Genomic DNA, 18,992 nt, shown 5'->3' with positions numbered 1-18,992 from the left:
GGTTAAATATGGACTTGTTCGCCTTTGGTGCAATACCGATTATCATTTTTGTCGCTGTCGTTATTGTTTTTACCTGTGTTAAAACAGTACCTCAAGGCTTCCAATGGACGGTTGAGCGCTTCGGCCGCTATACCCGTACGCTACAACCGGGCTTGCATATTATTGTGCCATTTATGGACAAAATTGGCCGTCGTATCAATATGATGGAACAAGTCCTTGATATCCCATCTCAAGAAGTTATTTCTCGCGATAATGCCAACGTCACGATTGATGCCGTCTGCTTTATCCAAGTCGTTGACCCAGTACGTGCTGCCTATGAAGTCAGTAACCTTGAGCTTTCAGTCCTGAATTTGACGATGACCAATATTCGTACCGTATTAGGTTCCATGGAACTGGACGAAATGTTGTCACAACGTGATTCCATTAATAGCCGTTTGTTGCACGTGGTGGATGAAGCAACCAACCCTTGGGGTGTCAAAATTACCCGTATCGAAATTCGTGACGTGAAACCACCAAAAGAATTGATTAGTGCGATGAATGCTCAGATGAAGGCTGAACGTACTAAACGTGCCGATATTCTTGAAGCCGAAGGGATCCGCCAAGCGGCAATTTTGAAAGCTGAAGGTGAAAAACAGTCACAAATTCTCAAAGCCGAAGGGGAACGTCAGTCGGCATTTTTACAAGCCGAAGCGCGTGAAAGAGCCGCGGAAGCGGAAGCAAAAGCGACACAAATGGTATCTGAAGCGATCGCCGCTGGGGATATGCAAGCAATTAACTACTTTGTGGCGCAAAAATACACCGATGCACTGACCAGTATTGGTTCTGCCGAAAACAGCAAAGTCATCATGATGCCATTAGAAGCCAGTAATTTAATGGGCGCAATTGGTGGGATCACTGAGCTAATCGGCGAAAGCAAGAAAACCAGTGCCATGAAAAAGCAGGTAAAAGAATGATAGAGCTTATCAGTGCTCAACCCGCATGGTTTTGGCTGTGTCTTGGTGGGCTATTACTGATTGGTGAACTTCTTGGAACCGCAGGCTACCTTTTATGGTCGGGTATTGCGGCGGTACTTGTTGGGGTTATCGTTTGGGCTCTACCATTCATCGGTTGGGAGTGGCAAGGGGTCTTGTTTGCTATTTTTACCGTGATCTCCGCTGTTTTATGGCGAAAATGGTTGAGTAATAGGCAAAAAAACAAGGCTGATAACGTCAACCAAATTAGCCATCAACTCATCGGTGTTAAAGGCCGTTTGTTGTCAGATACTGAAGAAGGTTTTAGCCGTGTACGCCTTGCTGATGGCAGTTGGCGTGTCTATAGCGACACGCCATTAAGTGCCAACACCGAAGTCGTCGTCATCGCAGTAGACGGCATCACCTTGCAGGTTAAGCCTTCGCATGGTGACAACACCCACGCGCCAAGTGGTCAATAATCGGACAATCTGCACCATCATCCCCAGGGCACACGTCCACAAGCTCTTGTAATGTATCTCGAATGGCAGACAATTTAACGATTGTCTGCTCTATTTCATTTATCTTGGATATCGTTGTCGTTTTTACATCTGCGCTATGTCTGGTTGGATTACGAAACAAACCTAATAGTTCGCCACATTCATCCAAGGTAAAACCCACATCTTTTGCCTGTTTGAGCAATACAAGTTCGTTTAAATGACGTTCTTGATAATAACGGTAGCTATTTTCCCCTCTTTCAGGGGGGGTAATTAGCCCTTTGTCTTCATAAAAACGAATAGCTTTTGCAGTTAGGCCAGTTTTTTTGGCAATTTCACTAATATTCATAATTCCTCTTGACCTTAACCTTGCTGGAAGGTGTAACCTTTGTTCATTGTCGAATTATAGACCTAATTGTAGATAAAGTTATAGACCCAATACATCAAACGGGTTTTGGAGGCTGCAAAATGAGTAACATGATTATTTTAAAACTACAGGGACTAAGCTGCATGCATTGTGTCGGTTCAGTCACTAAAGCGCTCGAAGGGCGTGGCGATGTCGCTAACTTAAAAGTCACTATCGATTATGCCGTGATGGAAAGTGATGCCAATGTCGCTGACTTAATTAAAACCATCGTTGATGCAGGTTATGAAGCTGAAGTGGCTAACACTCCAGATACCGAGTTACAGCTTTCCGGCCTCAATTGTATGAAATGTGCAGGTAAAACACAAAAAGCTCTCGAAGAGGTTGACGGTGTCGCTGCCGCTGTTGTCGATACCACCAGCGCCAAGGTATATGGCACTGCTGATGCGCAAACGTTAATCGCTGCCGTTCAACAAGCGGGCTATAACGCAGAAATTGCCCAAACTAAGGCGATCACTTTAGCCCTTTCGGGTCTAAGTTGCATGAAATGTGCCGCTAAAACGCAGCAAGCGCTAGAAGCCGTTGACGGCGTTGATAGCGCAACTGTCGATACCCAAACCGCTGTTGTCCATGGTACCGCATCCGCAAAAGCCTTAATTGCGGCTGTTCAAGCCGCTGGCTACCAAGCTACAGAGGAGGGATCTCACCCAAAAACTGAGCCGCTGAGTACCACAACTGAACAGCCGGAAGCTGATTCAGCGGCAATCTGTGAGATCCCGGCACAAGAGTCTGATTTAGGTGAACAACCTGAAATTAGCCCAATGGATGACAGTGTACAGTTACTGCTTGATGGCATGACCTGTGCCAGTTGTGTCAATAAAGTTCAAAAAGCCTTAAATAGCGTACCGGGTGTTGAAAATGCACGAGTCAACTTAGCTGAGCGTAGCGCTCTAGTCACCGGAACCGCTGAACCTAATGATTTAATCGATGCTGTTGTCAAAGCAGGTTATGGCGCAGAGATCATTCAAGATGAAGCCAAGCGTCGTGAGCGCCAACAAGAAGTTGCTCAAGCTAATATGCATCGCTTCCGTTGGCAATCAGCATTAGCACTTGCCCTTGGTATCCCTGTGATGGTGTGGGGGATGATGGGCGATAACATGGTGCTGACTGAGCAAAACCATACCATTTGGCTCACCATTGGTGTATTAACCCTTGCAGTCATGGTATTTGCAGGTGGGCACTTTTATCGCAATGCATGGCAAAGCCTGAAAAATGGCAGCGCCACTATGGATACCTTAGTTGCGTTAGGAACAGGAGCAGCTTGGCTCTATTCTATTGTGGTGAATATTTGGCCTGAATGGTTCCCTGATCAAGCCAGACACCTTTATTATGAAGCCAGTGCCATGATCATCGGTCTTATCAACCTAGGTCACGCCTTAGAGCAACGCGCTCGCCAGCGCTCATCAAAAGCTCTTGAACGTTTGCTAGATTTGACGCCGCCAACAGCACGTGTTCTCACAGAGCAAGGCGAAGTGGATATGCCACTGGAGCAAGTCAAAAAAGGGATGGTTTTACGCTTAGCAACCGGTGACCGTGTGCCTGTTGATGGTGAAATTATCGAAGGCGAGGTCTGGCTAGACGAAGCCATGCTAACCGGTGAGCCGATCCCACAGCAAAAGAGTAAAGGGGATCAAGTCCATGCCGGAACCGTGGTACAAGATGGTACCGTACTATTTCGTGCCGCTGCTGTCGGTAGCCAAACGACTTTAGCACGAATTATCCACCTTGTTCGCCAAGCACAAAGTAGTAAACCACAAATTGGCCAACTTGCTGACCGAATTTCAGCCGTGTTTGTCCCCATTGTTGTGGGTATTGCCTTAATTTCAGGTGCTATTTGGTACTTTGTTGGGCCTGCACCACAAATTACTTACGCACTCGTTATCACAACAACCGTATTAATTATTGCGTGTCCTTGTGCGCTAGGCCTTGCAACACCAATGTCGATTATTTCTGGCGTGGGCCGAGCAGCTGAGTTTGGCGTGTTAGTACGCGATGCGGATGCATTACAGCAAGCCAGTGAATTAGATACTATTGTGTTTGATAAAACAGGTACATTGACTGAAGGAATGCCTCAAGTTACAGATATCCATGTGTTTAATGGGTTCGAACAAGACACCGCCTTACAGTATGCCGCTTCATTAGAAAATGGCTCTAATCACCCACTAGCTCGCGCTGTTTTAAATCGCGCAAAAGGTTTAACGCTGCCGGCTAATGAACAGTTTAGAACCTTAGCTGGGTTAGGTATTAGTGCAATAATTAACGGCCAAACTATTTTGTTAGGTAACCAAAAACTGTTAGCGCAAAATAATGTTGATACCCGTGACGTGGAAGAAACGCTACACCAACAAGCGACTCAAGGCGTAACCCCTGTATTGCTAGCTATTGATGGAAAAGTTGCTGCGCTATTATCTATCCGTGACCCATTACGTGAAGACAGCATAAGTGCGCTGGCGCGTTTACATAAACAAGGTTTCCGTTTAGTCATGTTAACCGGAGACAACCCAGTAACCGCCAATGCGATAGCCAAAGAAGCGGGTATTGATGAAGTGATTGCAGGCGTCATGCCAGACGGAAAATCCGCTGCAATTGAAGCCTTACAAGCCAAAGGCCACAAAGTGGCGATGGTCGGTGATGGTATCAATGATGCCCCTGCTCTAGCCCGAGCTGACGTTGGTATTGCGATGGGTGGCGGTAGTGATATCGCGATTGAGACCGCATCCATTACCTTAATGCGCCAAAGCTTACATGGCGTTGCCGATGCAGTGTCTATTTCAAAAGGAACACTGCGTAACATGAAGCAAAACCTATTTGGTGCCTTTGTTTATAACACATTAGGCATTCCAATCGCGGCGGGTATTTTATACCCAATTACGGGGACTTTACTTAACCCTGTTGTTGCAGGTGCAGCAATGGCCTTATCATCCATTACCGTGGTCAGTAACGCCAACCGCTTATTACGCTTTAAACCTGAGAAATAATGGCTAACTTATTTATATTTCGTTGCCTATGCTAATAAATAGCATATAAAAGGGCCTCAAATTGCTGAGGCCCTTTATATTAAGAGTATCTAATACTACGGAAATTACCAAAAAACTGCATATAGCATAGCGAAGATAATAAAGATGGCATATGACGAGATATTAAATGCTGCACTCGTTTTAAATTCTTTCGCGGTCAATATAATCGCTTTCGGATCATCATCGCCTGTATTATTTGTTAAACTCACTACGAAAATACAAACAATAGTAAACAGAAATGTATATAGCATTTGATCTAAGAATGGCATACCGAATGGCATCAACTTCAGGAATAAAGCGAATGGAATTGATAGAACTACTCCCCAAATAGCGCCTTTAGATGTTGCTTTCTTCCAGTATATCCCTAATAAAAAGACCGCTAAAATACCAGGACTGACTAAACCTGTATATTCTTGGATATACTGAAATGCTTGCCCTAGATTTTTCAGTAATGGTGCAATAAAGCTCGCAATAATTAATGAAATAATTGCAGAGAAACGACCGACATTAACTAAAACTTTTTGGCTAGCTTTAGGCGCAATGTACTCTTTATAGATATCCATCGTAAATATTGTCGCGATAGAGTTAAGCATTGAAGCTAATGAAGAGACAATTGCTGCAGTTAAAGCTGCAAATACAAGTCCTTTAACACCTGCGGGTAAAAATTGAGCTAACCATGGGTAAGCTTTATCCGCTTGTTCAAAACTTGGTAAATTAAATGTCGCATACTCTCCTAATCCTGCCAATAAAGCAGGGTCATTTACAATAACATAAGCCGCAATTCCCGGTATAACCACAATGATAGGCAATAAGAATTTAATAAATGCGGCAAAAACTAATCCTTTTTGCGCTTCATTTGTGGATTTAGCAGCTAATGCTCTTTGAATAATATATTGATTAAATCCAAAATAGTACAAGTTAGCGACCCATAATCCCCCAAGTAAAACAGCGATACCTGGTAAATTTTCAAATTGCGGGTGGTCTTTACTAAGGATCATTTCAAAATGCTCTGGTGCCGCTTGCGTTAATTGACCTAATCCTGAGAAAAAGCCTTGTTCTCCACCAATATAGTCTATCGCTAAAAATGCAGTTAAAAAACCGCCAAGGATAAGAACAAAAACTTGAACGACGTCAGTCCATGCTACAGCAGATAACCCACCATAAACTGAATAGACGACAGCAAATATTGATAATCCTGCAATCGCATACATCATTGGAACATTTAGAATAGTTTCTAATGCTAATGCACCTAAGTATAATACTGAGGTTAAATTCACAAAAACAAATAACCCTATCCAGAAAATAGCTAGAATTGTTTTTAACGATTTATTGTAACGTTTCTCAACAAACTCCGGTATTGTATAAATTCCTTCTTTTAAAAAAATTGGTAATATAAATTTAGCAACAACCACTAACCCTATCGCAGCAATCCATTCATATGCTGAAATCGCTAATCCAATTGAAAAACCAGAACCGGACATACCGATAAATTGCTCTGCAGATATATTCGCTGCAATTATTGAGGCACCAATAGCCCACCAAGGTAGACTTTTACTTGCAAGGAAATAATCTTCAGTCGTTTTTGTTTGACCATTTTTAGTTCTGGAGACCCATAAACCAATTCCAATAATAACAATCGCATAAGTAATAAAAATCACATAATCTAATGTACTTAAACCAATTATTTCTGTGTTCATAGTGTATTCTCCACACTAATCTTGCATAACGGCACTACGACCGCCATCAATTAAAATAGTTGTCCCTGCAATAAAACCAGCATCACTACTCGATAAAAATAAACAAAGCTTGCCCACTTCTTCCGGCTTACCGATTCGCTTAACACAGTGTTTATTTTCAATTTCTTGGCGTGCTTTACGTGAATCTGCAAAAGAATCAAAATAGGTTTGATTACCTTCTGTATCAATAAAACCCGGTGCAATACCGACCGTTCTTATTGTGGGTCCCCAATTTAACATTAAGCTTTGAACGAGAGATAGAAGAGCCCCTTTGCTTATATTGTAGGGTGCACATTCTGGTAATGTGTGATACGCGTGATTAGATGTAATAATAATAATTACACCATTACTTTTTTCTAATGACGGCTTGAATGCTTTAGCCATTCTCCAATGTGATTTTAAATTCAAGTCAAAATTGTGATCCCAATCTTCTTCGTCACAATCAATACCTTTGAATATATTTTTTCCTGCATTTGAAACTAAAACGTTAATTGTTCCAAATTTTTCACTTACCATTTTTGAAAAGTTTGTAATTTCATTTTTTTTAGAAACATCAACTTCATAATAAAAAAAACTATCAGTGTACTTTTCTGTTAAGAGAGAAATATTTTTATTTTTGGGTTCACAAGCGCATCCAATGACAATATCTCCATTCTTCAAATACGTCTCACAAATACTATAGCCAATACCTTGACTGACGCCAGTAACAACAACAACTCTAGAATTATTATTCATATTAAGATACCTGTTCTATCTTTTGCTATGTTTATTAATTATTTTTTATTTCAGGATTAACTAATTTAGCTGGAATGAGAAATATCAACGGTGCACATAAAGATAAAAAACCGGCTAATATAAGTAACCCGATACCAGAACTACCTGTTAAATCATTTAACCATCCTAAAACCGTCGGCCCAAAAAAACCTGCCAGATTTCCAACCGAATTAACTAACGCTATACCAGCAGCTGCAGCAGTTCCTGAGAAAATTGCACCCGGTAAACTAATATAAGTAGGAATTAGAGCTAAAGTTCCTGAGATAGCAACACAGATCCAAAACATCATTGCTATTGTCGAACCTTCATTTAAAGAACTAAAGACTAACCCTATAGAACCTAATATCGCTGGAATAGCAATATGCCAACGTCTCTCTTTTTTAAGATCTGAGTGATAGCTGTTCCACAACATAAATATAGAACCAAACAAATAAGGTAATGCCGCTATAAAACCAATTGATAAGTCATCAGTTATCCCAGACGATTTAATTATGGATGGCAACCAAAAATTAATTCCATAATAACCAATGTTAAAACTAAAGAAAATTAGTGATAATAGCCAAACATGCTTGTTTTTTAACAAATCTTTCAGACTAGCAGCGACTTTTCCATCACTGTTTTTTTTCTTTTGTTCTCCATCTTTTTTTAGATCATCTTGTATGACCAATTTCTCTTCATCTGTTAGCCATTTTGCTGACTTAACATCGTTATCTAAATATTTTAAAACAACAAATGCCAATAAAAATGAAGGTATTGCTTCAACTAAGAAAAGCCATTGCCAGTTATACCAGGGCCCAACACCATCAAACATCTTTAAAATAAAACCTGATAATGGACTACCTAAAATTGTCGATAAAGGCGTTACTAATATAAATAGCCCCAATGTTTTAGCTGAACGCCATGATGGAAACCATAGCGTCAAATAGAACACAATCCCAGGAAAGAACCCTGCTTCCGCAACACCTAATAAAAAACGGACAACGTAAAATTGAGTCGGCGTTTGAACAAACATAGTTAGTACAGATAATATTGACCAGCTGACCATTATTCTAGCGATCCAAAATCTCGCACCATATCGCTGCATTAATAAGTTGCTAGGCACTTCAAATAAAAAATAGCCAATAAAAAATATACCAGCACCGAGCCCATAAACTGTATTACTAAAGCTAAGGTCCTCCTGCATATGTAATTTTGCGAAACCAACATTCACTCTATCTAGGTAGGCAAAAAAATAACATAGAACAAGAAAAGGAATTAACCTAAATATAACTTTTCTATAAACCTTATCTTTTTCTTTCTCTATTATTTTATCATTTTCAGAAATCAGTGATGAATTACCCATATCACCCTCCACCGTTAATTGGCGTTAAGTTAAACTCATTCATAAATTCAGCGATTGTTTTCATGTCATCATTATTAAGTGAATAATTAGGTCTTCGACAATAATCACTTTTTAAAATCCCTCTTTTGTTTAGAATTGTTTTTTCTACTTGAATAATATATTCGCAATGTGTCATCCATTGATTAATATATTTCAATAATCGTCCATGTAGCTTTTGCGCTTTATCTTTCTCTTTATTTACCCAAAGACGATATATTTCGACATAAATTTCCGAGAAAGAACACCCTGGCATTACACCTTTCCCACCAATATCTAGCATGTCAAGCATATATAGACCTGCATAGCCGTTAAGCACTACAGCATCAGGTACATAGCTCAAAAATTCTTGGGTATATTCTGTCGGAGGGTTACATTCTATTTTGAAAACCGCATTAGGATAAATTTCACTCCACTGTGCCATTTTTGATGGCGTAATGAGAAACCCTGTTTCATTAGGAGCATATTGCAACATAACAGGAATTGATACTGATTCTAATACCTCTTGAATATGCTTCTCGACGGCGGCTTGAGATGGGTTCAAAAAAAAGGGAGGAAGTAGCATCAGAGCATCCGCACCAAGCTGTTCATATTTTTTGGCTCTTTTAATTGCATTTTCAGTTGAGTGATCAGTGACCGATAATGCCTTATAAAAATTAACCTCTGATTGATTAAGATAAATATCCGCTAATAAATCACGTTCATAATCATTAAATTTAGCAAATTCACTTGCAACGCCAAATAGCGTTGCACCATTAACACCAATCGAATTTAAATAAGAAATAATGTTAGAAAAACCCTGTTCATCTATTTCACCATATCTATCAAATGGTGCTGCAATAATTGGATTAACACCAATTATGTCATTAACTTGATATTTCATTACAGATCCTCATCGTCAATAAATATAGCGCCAAGAGCTGCTGAAGAAGTACTTTTTCGATATAAACGTAAAAAACCACGAGGAACTTCTTTGTGAACTGGAATCCAGTGTTGCTTTCTTGAATCTAAAATTTCATCTGACACTTTTAGTGATATTTGTCGATTAGGAATATCTATAACTATAGAATCACCATCTTCAATTAAACCAATAATTCCCCCTTCTACAGCCTCAGGAGACATATGACCAACAAACAAACCTCGATTAGAGCCTGAAAATCTTCCATCTGTAATTAATGCACAACTGTCTGATAAATTCATACCTTCTAGTAATTTCATTGGTAGGTACATTTCAGGCATGCCTGGACCACCTTTTGGCCCCTCATAACGTAGGACAAGAACGCTACCAGGTTTTACTTGACCATTCATAATTGCATCAACAGATTCTTGTTCACTATTAAAAGTGATTGCTTTACCTTCGAAAAACATCAAGTTTTCAGGAACCGCGGCAGGTTTAACCACACAACCTAGAGGCGACAAATTACCCGTCAGAACTGCAATTCCTGACTCTTTGCGCACAGGATCACTCAATGTTTTTATGACTTCTGGGCGTGTTGTCTTCATATTTCTGGCTAACAAAGCACCTTTTTCTTCACCATCAACAGTCATTGTGTCTGAAAATAAAATAGATGAAATTTCATGCTCGACTGCAGGAACGCCACCAGCTTCCCAATAATCAATCATGTCGTGCTCTGATGCGGGATATAAAGCAGATACTAGAGGAACTTTATAACTCAATTCATCAAATGATTTTAAAGGCAAGTGCCCTAGCCCTGCTTCATAATGAATCGCTTGTAAGTGAAGAATGGCATTCGTTGACCCGCCTGTTGCCAATAGGTAAGCCATTGCATTATGTATGGATTTCTTATTAATAATTTGACGTGCGGTGATATCTTTCAGTACTAAAGAAACTATCTTTTTTCCTGACTCAATAGCAATCAACCTACGCTCCTTCGACACCGCAGGCAACGTGCTACCACCAGATAAAGACATCCCCATCGCTTCTGCAATGCAGCACATCGTATTCGCTGTACCATACATTGTGCATGAACCAGGCCCAGGCTCTGCGATATTTTCTATATGTTCAAATTCTGCTTCATCGATTAACCCTTGTTTTTTCCACCCAATAGCTTCCGTTATAATGTTTCCGTCCCAATGTTTTCCTTTATATTCAGCTGGATACATTGGTCCACCATTAACAAGGATCGCAGGAACATCTAAACGCGCTGCGGCCATTAGCATGGCTGGAACTATCTTGTCACAAGAACCGAGTAGCACCATTCCATCAAATCGATGCGCCCTCATCATGCATTCAATAGAAGCTGTGATAACTTCACGGGATGCTAAGACATAACGCATACCAAAATGCCCTTCAGCAATACCATCACAAGGCGCGATAGTACCGAAAACCATACCAACACCGCCTCCTTCATCGATCCCTTTTAATACATTTTCGGTAAGTTCATTAAGATTAACGTGGCCCGCCGTTGCATTGGTGTAGCTATTAACGACCGCAATAACTGGGCGTTTTAATTGTTCTGTTGTATGGCCACTCGCTTTATATAAAGCTCGTTTTAAGGCCCCACTGTCTCCTTGTAAACTAGGATTAAAGTGTGTATTACAAGAAGAACACCCTCCACAATTACTCATTTTTTTCTCCATCAATTTTTACAGTACAAATGTGTTACTAGGTTGACCAATAAAACTTGTTTTAATGGAAGTTACCCTTCCATCATTTGTGGTTATTTTTTTTAACCCGTCATAAGCAGAAGTTACATAAAGGGTTGATTGGTCAATTCCTGAAAATATACAACTCGTTGGTTGAGAGGAATCAACTATTATTTTTCCTATTAATTGCATTGAATTATTCAAATCGTATAAAGCAAGACATTTATCTCCCCAGCAAGCATTAATTAAAATACCTTCTTTGGTTAGAGCCGAACCATCTGCAATATAATTAACTGGATACTCTTTAATCTCATTTGTGTTTAAATCTTTTCGATAAAAAACTTTACGCCCTGAGTCTGCAAACCAAAATCCACCGCCAAACCACTGCATAGTATTAGGGATAAGTAAATTAGAATGAATACAGTTCAATTCCTTTCTTTTAACATTGAACTCATAAATCCTACCTATAGGATTATTGGCATTTTTATCCATCACACTGATAAAAATATTTCCATCAGGTGAAATTTGGCATTCATTAGTTCTTATTCCTTCATTGTTAAACTCAAATTCAAAGTAAATACTCAACTCTTTAGTCTTATAATTTAAAACATAAACTCCATTGATATTAATCAAAATAAAAAAATTTTTTATGTTCGTTGGTAAAACGGCACTCGTTAATATTGGAATATCCTGTATTTCTATAACATCACTTAAATCAGGATAAAACCGAAATAATTTCCCTTTTTTAATATCAACCCAAAGTAGCGAATTAGTGTGATGACACCAAATTGGTGACTCACCCAATTCAGCTTGAGGGCTTCTTATAACTTTAGTATCAAATGCAAAAATACTTTTTGGCATTATCGATTATTCCATGCATCTATTAATTTATCTGCATTTTTCAAGACTTCCTCAACGCTCATTGTTGGCTTATATAGGCCTCCGCCAATACCGAATCCATTAGCCCCTGATTCTATATAAGCATTTAATTGATTAGAGTCCGCAGAGATCCCTCCAACTGGAAAATATAAGCCTTTTTTAGGCAGAACAGTTAACATTGCACTAAGTACTTTTGGTGTTATCATATCTGCGGGATAAAATTTTAAAATATCTGCACCATATTCTATTGCATTAAAAGCTTCAGTCACTGTGTAAACGCCCGGGCAACTAATCATTTGTAGATCTTTAGTTTTTCGAACAACATCTTCATTCAAATTAGGTGAGATAATAATTTCCCCACCAATATCTTTGATTTTTTGAACCTGTTCTATTTTGAGAACAGTTCCTGCACCTATAGTTGCTTGATTACCAAATTCTTTAATTAATAACTCAATAACTTCATATGCATAATCAGTATTCAAGGGCACTTCTATATATTTTATCCCCTTATCAATCAAACCACTACAAACTGGAATTGCATGTTCTACCGTTAACCCTCTCAATATAGCAATGAATGGGTACTTATTATTACTCCAATGTACTTCGAACTCTGTTCCATTTTTCATTTTAATTACCTAATTGATTAATTAATTTAAATGCACCTTTTAGAAAACACCCATTACCAGATACATATTCCATATTTAGGCCAAAGTATTTACCTGCAACGATATATTTTTCACCTAATGACTCATTTGTAATTACCCATATTTTATTTTCATACTCTACATTTTTTAATTCAATTCCAATTAAAATACCTGACAAATAACTGCCAACAAATTCAGCAGGTATTTCTTTATTTAATTGTTTAGTTCTGGCAGAGAAAATTAAATGTGTAAATGGAATATTTTCCTTAGATTTTTCGATTCCTGTTAAGAAATACTTTTCATTATCAATCTGTTTTGGCAATCCTTTACCAATCATTGATGAGTTTATTAATAAGGAATAGAGCTCCCCTGTCATAAAGCTAGTAAACGTTTTTATTTCACCGTGGGAAATAACGCTGTGTTTACTATGTGTTCCTGGCAGAATTGCATAAGTATCTGCACTGTCTGCTAATCCAAGTAATTGGGTTTCTTCTCCACGCATAACATCTGGTAATGCATACTGGCTTAAATTTTGAATACCTGGAACAATCCACGCTTTACTACCCCAGTATGTGGTTAATTCTTTCAGTGACTCGGCTAACCCCTTTGCGGTTATTGGTACTTCTTGATATGGAACTTCATACCAACCTTTTTGGGAGCCAACCATTCCTGCTAATAAAATAGGAAGGTTCCCTTTCGATGTTAGCCAATGCTCAATATTACGGTATAAAACAACATCAAATTGGTTTTCAGTAACGGATAAAATTCCTTCAGTTCCAATAACCTCATCAATGATTTCATCTTTTTTCATTAAAAAAGCACGAAAATTTGTAGTACCCCAATCCACCGCAATCCAATACACTTTGTCCACCTCAATCTTGTAATACAAGTTAATGTAATTTGTATCACATGATTTTATTGTGTCAACTAGGTGAAAATAATAAAAAAATGATAATCATTTGATAATGTTGAATTTATTGGTATTTACGGAGGGATTAGTTTTTGTTATTTGTTATCTACGTCTACTTTTTTGTAAGTATCAACCTCACCTTACAGTAAAAAATAAACCGTATAACTGGCGGTAGAATCTATATCAGTTACGTTATTTTAGTCACACGAACAAAGATCAGCAGGCAGTTGAACGCCAATCATGATAGATTGTTACAGTCATCAATATTACATCAAAATAAGGTTTTAATTTAATGGCCGAGCCTCAGCAAACATTAGCTCAATCGATTATGCAACAAATCGGGATGCAAATTATTCTTGGGTATTATAAAGATAATATGCTACCTGGTGAAAATGAGCTCGCACAACAATTTTCCGCATCAAGAACATCAATTCGCAATGCACTACAGCAACTTTCCAGTAAAGGGCTTATCTCTATTCAGCCAAAGAAAAGAAGTGTTATTAATCCAAGGGATGAATGGAATTTTCTTGATTACGACCTACTTAAATGGGTTGGCAAAGCAGGAGTTTCTCCTGAACTATTCAAACAACTCGTTGTATTAAGGCTCATGTTTGAACCTAATGCTTCCGCACTAGCTGCCAGCTTTGCTACAGGAGCAGATTTAGCAGACCTAGAGAAAGCCTGGTTTTTAATGCAAAAAGGCCATGAGCAAGATTCTTTGGCTTTATTCGAACAAGGTGATATTGACTTCCACTACGCATTACTCAAAGCCTGTCATAATCCTTTTTTATTTTCAATCGGGAATGCCATCCAAGAAGCACTCATTTTGTCGTTCAAACATACGCAAGAAAAAAGTGCGAGGGAAACAACCGAGTCAGTTAAAATGCATAAATTATTGTTTGATGCGATCCGCTTAAAAGACAGCCATAATGCAAAAAAACTGATGAAAGAAATTATTTTAACTGCTGCGACTCGCCATTTCCCAAATTTAGATCAAGAAAAATATTTAGATATTTTAGATCGTTAACTAAATTAACCATAATATTGGTAGTTAGCAGATTCTATTTACGCTACACATGACTCTCTGTGTTATTTAAAGTATAAAAAATGATGCAAATCTACACGAAGACAACTAAAGCTGATTAAATTTATACTAACTAAGATGTTATTATGTGAAAGCTAAGCCTATACTTATAAATAGTTAGTTATTTAATATTTGGAGTACAAAATGCTTAATATTGATCGTGAGAAACTCGCCAAACTTGCGGGAGAAGAGTTTAAAAAACAACGCACCTTTCTGGTGATCTTATCCATTTTACTGTTAGCTGGTGGGCTTTTTTGTATTATCAACCCGATGATCTCCGGTATTGCCGTCAGTACAGTACTGGGTGTATTGCTGATTATTGGCGGTGTTGGTGCGATAGTCAGCATCTTGAGTACGGTGATTTATACTGGTTGGTCACGGTTATTTGGTTTTGTTATTGGTCTTATTTATATTATTGTCGGCTACTCGTTTATTAAAGATCCGTTACAAAGTTTAGTGGCGTTGGCTATTTTGGTGGCCGCGTTATTTATTGTTGGTGGGGTGATCCGGCTCTATGTCGGCTTCCAACAAATTAGCTCTGCAGGTGGCTGGTTACAAATCATCATTGGGCTGTTAGATTTCTTTATTGCCTATTTACTCATCGGTAATGGTCCAATTACATCAATTACCTTACTGACAACACTAATTGGGATCGAAATGGTGTTTAGTTCCTTTAGCTTATTCGCTTTACTCAGTGTATTTAAAGGCATTAGTAAGAATAACTAACCCTATGATGCCCCTTTATTAGGGGCATTTTTTTACTTTGTCTCGCCTCCACGAAAAATCAGTCAGCTAAAAAATGCGTAATCGGTGATGAGCATTCGCAAATTGCGGCAAGATTGTTTAACCTAGTAAAATGAGAAATAGCGCAGGGACGAAATCGTGGGCAAACTGATTGAAAATTTAAAAAACTGGCTTCATACGGAAACTGCTCCAGTTTACCCTTACCCTGCGGTTGATATTCGGCTATCAAAAAACCTTAAATTGCACGTTGTGGGGAGTATCCATATGGGAACAGAGAATATGTTTCCTTTGTCTGCCACATTATTAGATAAACTTAATTTCGCAGATGCCTTAATTGTTGAGGCAGATATCACTGAAACTCACTCCCCATTTCCTAATGATGTAGCAGAGCATCTTCCTGTAGAACAGCGGTTAACCGATGGTGAATATCATCTTTTTCAACAATATTGTTTAGAGCTCCGCCAATCCCCCGAACGCTTTGATACCTTACCCTCATGGCAAATCGCCCTGATCTTGCAAGCGACCCAAGCTCAAGAGCTAGGGCTCAGAGGCCATTATGGTATTGACTACCAACTTATCCGTAATGCGCAATCACAACTCAAACCAGTTATTGAGTTAGAAGGAACCGCCTCTCAAGTTGAATTGCTGCTTTCTTTGCCTAATAATGGGCTAGCGTTGTTACAAGACTCATTGAACCACTGGCGTGAAAATGCGCGCTCGCTACAGACAATGATAAGCTGGTGGCTAGATTACCAACCCAATAACCGCACGGCTTTACCCAATACGTTTAGCGAAGACATTTACCAAGTATTGATGAAGCAACGAAATGCGAATTGGAGTGAGCAGCTTAAGTCACTTCCTGATGGTAACTATGTTGTCGCTGTTGGTGCATTACATCTGTTTGGTGAAAATAGTCTGGTAGAATATTTGCGAAATTAAGCTATAAGTTATAAATAGAAGGCTCAAAATGACCCCAGCCGTGAAATTACTCGAAAAACAAAAAATTTCCTTCACTTTACATCCTTATGACCACGACCCAAATGAAAATAACTTTGGTGATGAAGCGGTACGAAAACTTGGGTTAGATGCCAAACAGGTGTTTAAAACCTTATTGGTTGCGCTCAATGGTGATCAAAAAACGTTAGCCGTCGCTGTTACACCTGTTTCAGGGCAATTAGATTTAAAACAGGTCGCCAAAGTGTTTAAAGTCAAAAAAGTTGAAATGGCAGATCCACAAATAGCCCAAAAGACTACTGGGTATTTACTTGGTGGCATTAGTCCATTAGGCCAAAAAAAGCGCCTGCCAACGGTAATTGACGACCAAGCTCAGCAATATGCCACACTGTTTATTTCAGGTGGAAAGCGTGGATTAGATATTGAACTTGCTCCTAACGATCTCGCAAAAGTACTGAATGCAACCTTCGCTGAAATACGTAAATAGCACTAAGCCATAATGGTTCTGGTGGCTGTTAAATCACCTTTAGCTAAAAAAGCCCCACCGCGAGCAGTGAGGCTTTCAAGGTAATAATGATTTAATTATTATAAATAATTTCACCTTTGGGTTCATAATCTGCCGCTTTCAGAGGGGAATGTTTTTCAATATACCCCTTGAGCACTTCCGCATCGACAAAGCCGGTATTAACGTAGTTAGGATGGTTGTCAATTTTCGGGTAACCGTCACCACCAATCGCATTAAAATTCAACGTTGCCATACGATAGGTTTTCGCTGGGTCAACAGGCTTACCATCAATTTTGACATCACTGATCGTGCCATCTTTATTCAGCGTTAAGTTCACATTGTAGAACTGGCAATATGCACCTGCATCCGGTTTCATATTCGCAACTGCGGTCAGGTATGGGATAACTTCATCACCTTTGAAATCCACATAAACTAACTCATTGGCAAATGGCTGAACTTTAAGAACATCTTTATAAGTGATATCGCCACTTTCGATAGAGTCACGAACACCGCCACCACTCATGATCGCGAAGTCAGCTCCTGCACGTTCTTTCTGTGCAGCTAACAGAAGGTGCCCCATATTGGTTTGTACAAAACGCACTTTGCTGCGATCGCCTTCGAGTTTGCCTTCAACAGATCCCACTTTAACACTCAGTTGCTTGTCACCTTTTTCTTGATAAGGTGTCAATAATTTCATCATGTCAGGGTTGTGAGCAATTTCTTGCGTATAGTAAACTCGCTCGCTCGTTCCATCTTCTTTTGTCACTTTTTTCTTCAAGTTAATTGGGATTAACTGGTAGTGCTTGAGCGTAAACTTGCCGTTTTTAAACTCAAAATCCGCACGGCCAACATATTTACCCCATTCATGAGCTTGAACAATCCAAGTCCCATTTTGGTTATCTGGCGCACACGGTGTACCTGGTACATAGTCTTCTTGCTTGTAGTTTTTCTTTTCTTGAGACATACAAACAGGGTCTTGTGAGTGACCACCCACTATCATATCTAAATAGCCTGCGGGTAAGCTACGCGCCATTTCGACATCACCTGGAGCATTGGAGCCATGATTGCCATCGTCATAGTGCCCCATGTGAGTCGCTGCGATGATAATGTCTGGTTTTTCTGTTGCGCGGAGCTCTTCAACTACTTTTTTAGCTTCATCCGCAGGCACACGGAATTCAACATCAGGGAAGTTAGCAGGGTTACCGATACGTACAGTGTCGTCAGTTGTCAGCCCCATCACTGCAATTTTTACACCTTGTTTATCAAAAACTTGATAAGGCTTGAAAAGACGTTTGCCTGTGCTGCTTTGATAAATATTGGCGGATAAAAACGGAAAGGTTGCCCACTTTTCTTGCTGACGCAGCGTCTCAAGCGGGTTATCAAACTCATGGTTCCCTAATGCCATCGCATCGTAACCCACTAAGTTCATTCCTTTAAAATCGGGTTCTGCATCTTGTAAATCAGACTCTGGTACACCGGTATTAATATCACCACCAGAGAGCAGTAAAACACTACCACCTTGCTTAGCGACTTCGTCACGAATTTCATCAACCACCGTTTTTTGCGCGGCTAAACCATATTCGCCATGGTCGTTGTGCCAGAAATGGCCGTGATGGTCATTGGTATGTAGAATGGTAATATTGTATGTTTTGTCTTTTTCCCACGCATTTGCCATAGTTGCGGGTATTAACGCTAACGATACCGTTAATGCGCATGCGGATGCCTTAAATGCAAACTTCATACATTTCTCCCTGCTGATATAGGAATTTTTATTCAGTCATATTAGATTATAGTTTGTCACTACCTGCTGTCTTATAGCATAAAAATATGATCAGGATTTGATACCTATTGCAGAATAAGAAATTCGTTTCATAAAAATGAGATCATCATCA

At 39.3% G+C, this 18,992-nt stretch carries 17 protein-coding genes; 7 read left to right on the top strand and 10 right to left on the bottom strand.

Translation table 11 applies throughout. The features are described from left to right. Positions 1-8 precede the first annotated feature (8 nt). Both PR809_RS06020 and PR809_RS06015 read left to right on the top strand, forming a co-directional pair. Positions 9-953, top strand: a complete 945-nt coding sequence (locus PR809_RS06020; protein WP_004260315.1) for an SPFH domain-containing protein — start codon at positions 9-11, stop codon at positions 951-953. After that, entirely contained in the window at positions 950-1,429 is a 480-nt protein-coding gene (locus tag PR809_RS06015) for an NfeD family protein (protein WP_206275925.1), read from the top strand. Before PR809_RS06020 ends, PR809_RS06015 begins: the two co-directional genes overlap by 4 nt. Here the strand turns inward: PR809_RS06015 and cueR are convergent. Beyond that, positions 1,383-1,793 (bottom strand): Cu(I)-responsive transcriptional regulator, encoded by a 411-nt coding sequence (gene cueR / locus PR809_RS06010; RefSeq protein ID WP_206275924.1) that lies wholly within the window; start codon positions 1,791-1,793, stop codon positions 1,383-1,385. The two genes, PR809_RS06015 and cueR, sit on opposite strands and share 47 nt — an antisense overlap. A 119-nt stretch (positions 1,794-1,912) precedes the next feature. Here cueR and copA point away from each other — a divergent pair, with 119 nt between their 5' ends. Next, positions 1,913-4,846 (top strand): copper-exporting P-type ATPase CopA, encoded by a 2,934-nt coding sequence (gene copA, locus PR809_RS06005; protein ID WP_206275923.1) that lies wholly within the window; start codon positions 1,913-1,915, stop codon positions 4,844-4,846. A gap of 104 nt (positions 4,847-4,950) precedes the next feature. On the opposite strand, the gene PR809_RS06000 is transcribed toward copA, so the two are convergent. Genes PR809_RS06000 through PR809_RS05965 form a run of 8 tightly spaced genes read right to left on the bottom strand, consistent with a single transcriptional unit; the run spans position 4,951 to position 13,765 of the window. Next, positions 4,951-6,582 (bottom strand): sodium/sugar symporter, encoded by a 1,632-nt coding sequence (locus tag PR809_RS06000; protein ID WP_166265649.1) that lies wholly within the window; start codon positions 6,580-6,582, stop codon positions 4,951-4,953. 15 nt (positions 6,583-6,597) lie between these two features. Continuing rightward, positions 6,598-7,356, bottom strand: coding sequence for an SDR family NAD(P)-dependent oxidoreductase (locus tag PR809_RS05995; protein ID WP_166265652.1), 759 nt, complete (start codon positions 7,354-7,356; stop codon positions 6,598-6,600). Between the two features lie 34 nt (positions 7,357-7,390). Further along, complete coding sequence (locus tag PR809_RS05990; protein ID WP_206275922.1) at positions 7,391-8,737, bottom strand: MFS transporter; 1,347 nt, start codon at positions 8,735-8,737, stop codon at positions 7,391-7,393. A gap of 1 nt (position 8,738) precedes the next feature. Continuing rightward, the gene (locus PR809_RS05985; RefSeq protein WP_166265658.1) at positions 8,739-9,656 is read right to left on the bottom strand and encodes a dihydrodipicolinate synthase family protein; all 918 of its coding nucleotides are present in this window, start codon (positions 9,654-9,656) and stop codon (positions 8,739-8,741) included. Continuing rightward, on the bottom strand, positions 9,656-11,362 hold the full coding sequence (gene ilvD / locus PR809_RS05980) for a dihydroxy-acid dehydratase (protein WP_166265661.1): 1,707 nt from the start codon (positions 11,360-11,362) through the stop codon (positions 9,656-9,658). The genes PR809_RS05985 and ilvD overlap by 1 nt, the downstream gene beginning before the upstream one ends. An 18-nt stretch (positions 11,363-11,380) precedes the next feature. After that, a complete protein-coding gene (locus PR809_RS05975) occupies positions 11,381-12,241 on the bottom strand; it encodes an SMP-30/gluconolactonase/LRE family protein (RefSeq protein WP_206275921.1) in 861 nt (286 codons plus the stop codon). After that, positions 12,241-12,885: a 2-dehydro-3-deoxy-6-phosphogalactonate aldolase gene (locus PR809_RS05970; protein WP_206275920.1), complete on the bottom strand. Its 645-nt coding sequence runs from the start codon at positions 12,883-12,885 to the stop codon at positions 12,241-12,243. Before PR809_RS05970 ends, PR809_RS05975 begins: the two co-directional genes overlap by 1 nt. Position 12,886: 1 nt before the next feature. Beyond that, complete coding sequence (locus PR809_RS05965; RefSeq protein ID WP_206275919.1) at positions 12,887-13,765, bottom strand: 2-dehydro-3-deoxygalactonokinase; 879 nt, start codon at positions 13,763-13,765, stop codon at positions 12,887-12,889. Between the two features lie 340 nt (positions 13,766-14,105). On the opposite strand from PR809_RS05965, the gene PR809_RS05960 reads away from it, so the two are divergent. From PR809_RS05960 to ybaK, 4 genes are all read left to right on the top strand, one after another. After that, on the top strand, positions 14,106-14,840 hold the full coding sequence (locus PR809_RS05960) for a FadR/GntR family transcriptional regulator (protein ID WP_166265674.1): 735 nt from the start codon (positions 14,106-14,108) through the stop codon (positions 14,838-14,840). 201 nt (positions 14,841-15,041) lie between these two features. Next, a complete protein-coding gene (locus tag PR809_RS05955) occupies positions 15,042-15,623 on the top strand; it encodes an HdeD family acid-resistance protein (protein WP_166265677.1) in 582 nt (193 codons plus the stop codon). A gap of 156 nt (positions 15,624-15,779) precedes the next feature. After that, complete coding sequence (locus PR809_RS05950) at positions 15,780-16,580, top strand: TraB/GumN family protein (RefSeq protein WP_102139381.1); 801 nt, start codon at positions 15,780-15,782, stop codon at positions 16,578-16,580. Positions 16,581-16,608: 28 nt separating this feature from the next. Next, entirely contained in the window at positions 16,609-17,082 is a 474-nt protein-coding gene (gene ybaK, locus PR809_RS05945; RefSeq protein ID WP_102139382.1) for a Cys-tRNA(Pro)/Cys-tRNA(Cys) deacylase YbaK, read from the top strand. Positions 17,083-17,173: 91 nt separating this feature from the next. Here the strand turns inward: ybaK and ushA are convergent, their stop codons facing one another. Further along, positions 17,174-18,841 carry a bifunctional UDP-sugar hydrolase/5'-nucleotidase UshA gene (gene ushA, locus PR809_RS05940; protein ID WP_206275918.1) on the bottom strand — a complete coding sequence of 556 codons (1,668 nt, stop codon included), beginning with the start codon at positions 18,839-18,841 and terminating at the stop codon, positions 17,174-17,176. Positions 18,842-18,992 lie beyond the last annotated feature (151 nt).

This window comes from Providencia sp. PROV201, assembly GCF_028479545.1.
Taxonomy (GTDB): domain Bacteria; phylum Pseudomonadota; class Gammaproteobacteria; order Enterobacterales; family Enterobacteriaceae; genus Providencia; species Providencia huaxiensis.
Note: the sequence above shows the minus strand (reverse complement) of the source record. Positions and strands in the feature narration are given on the sequence as shown.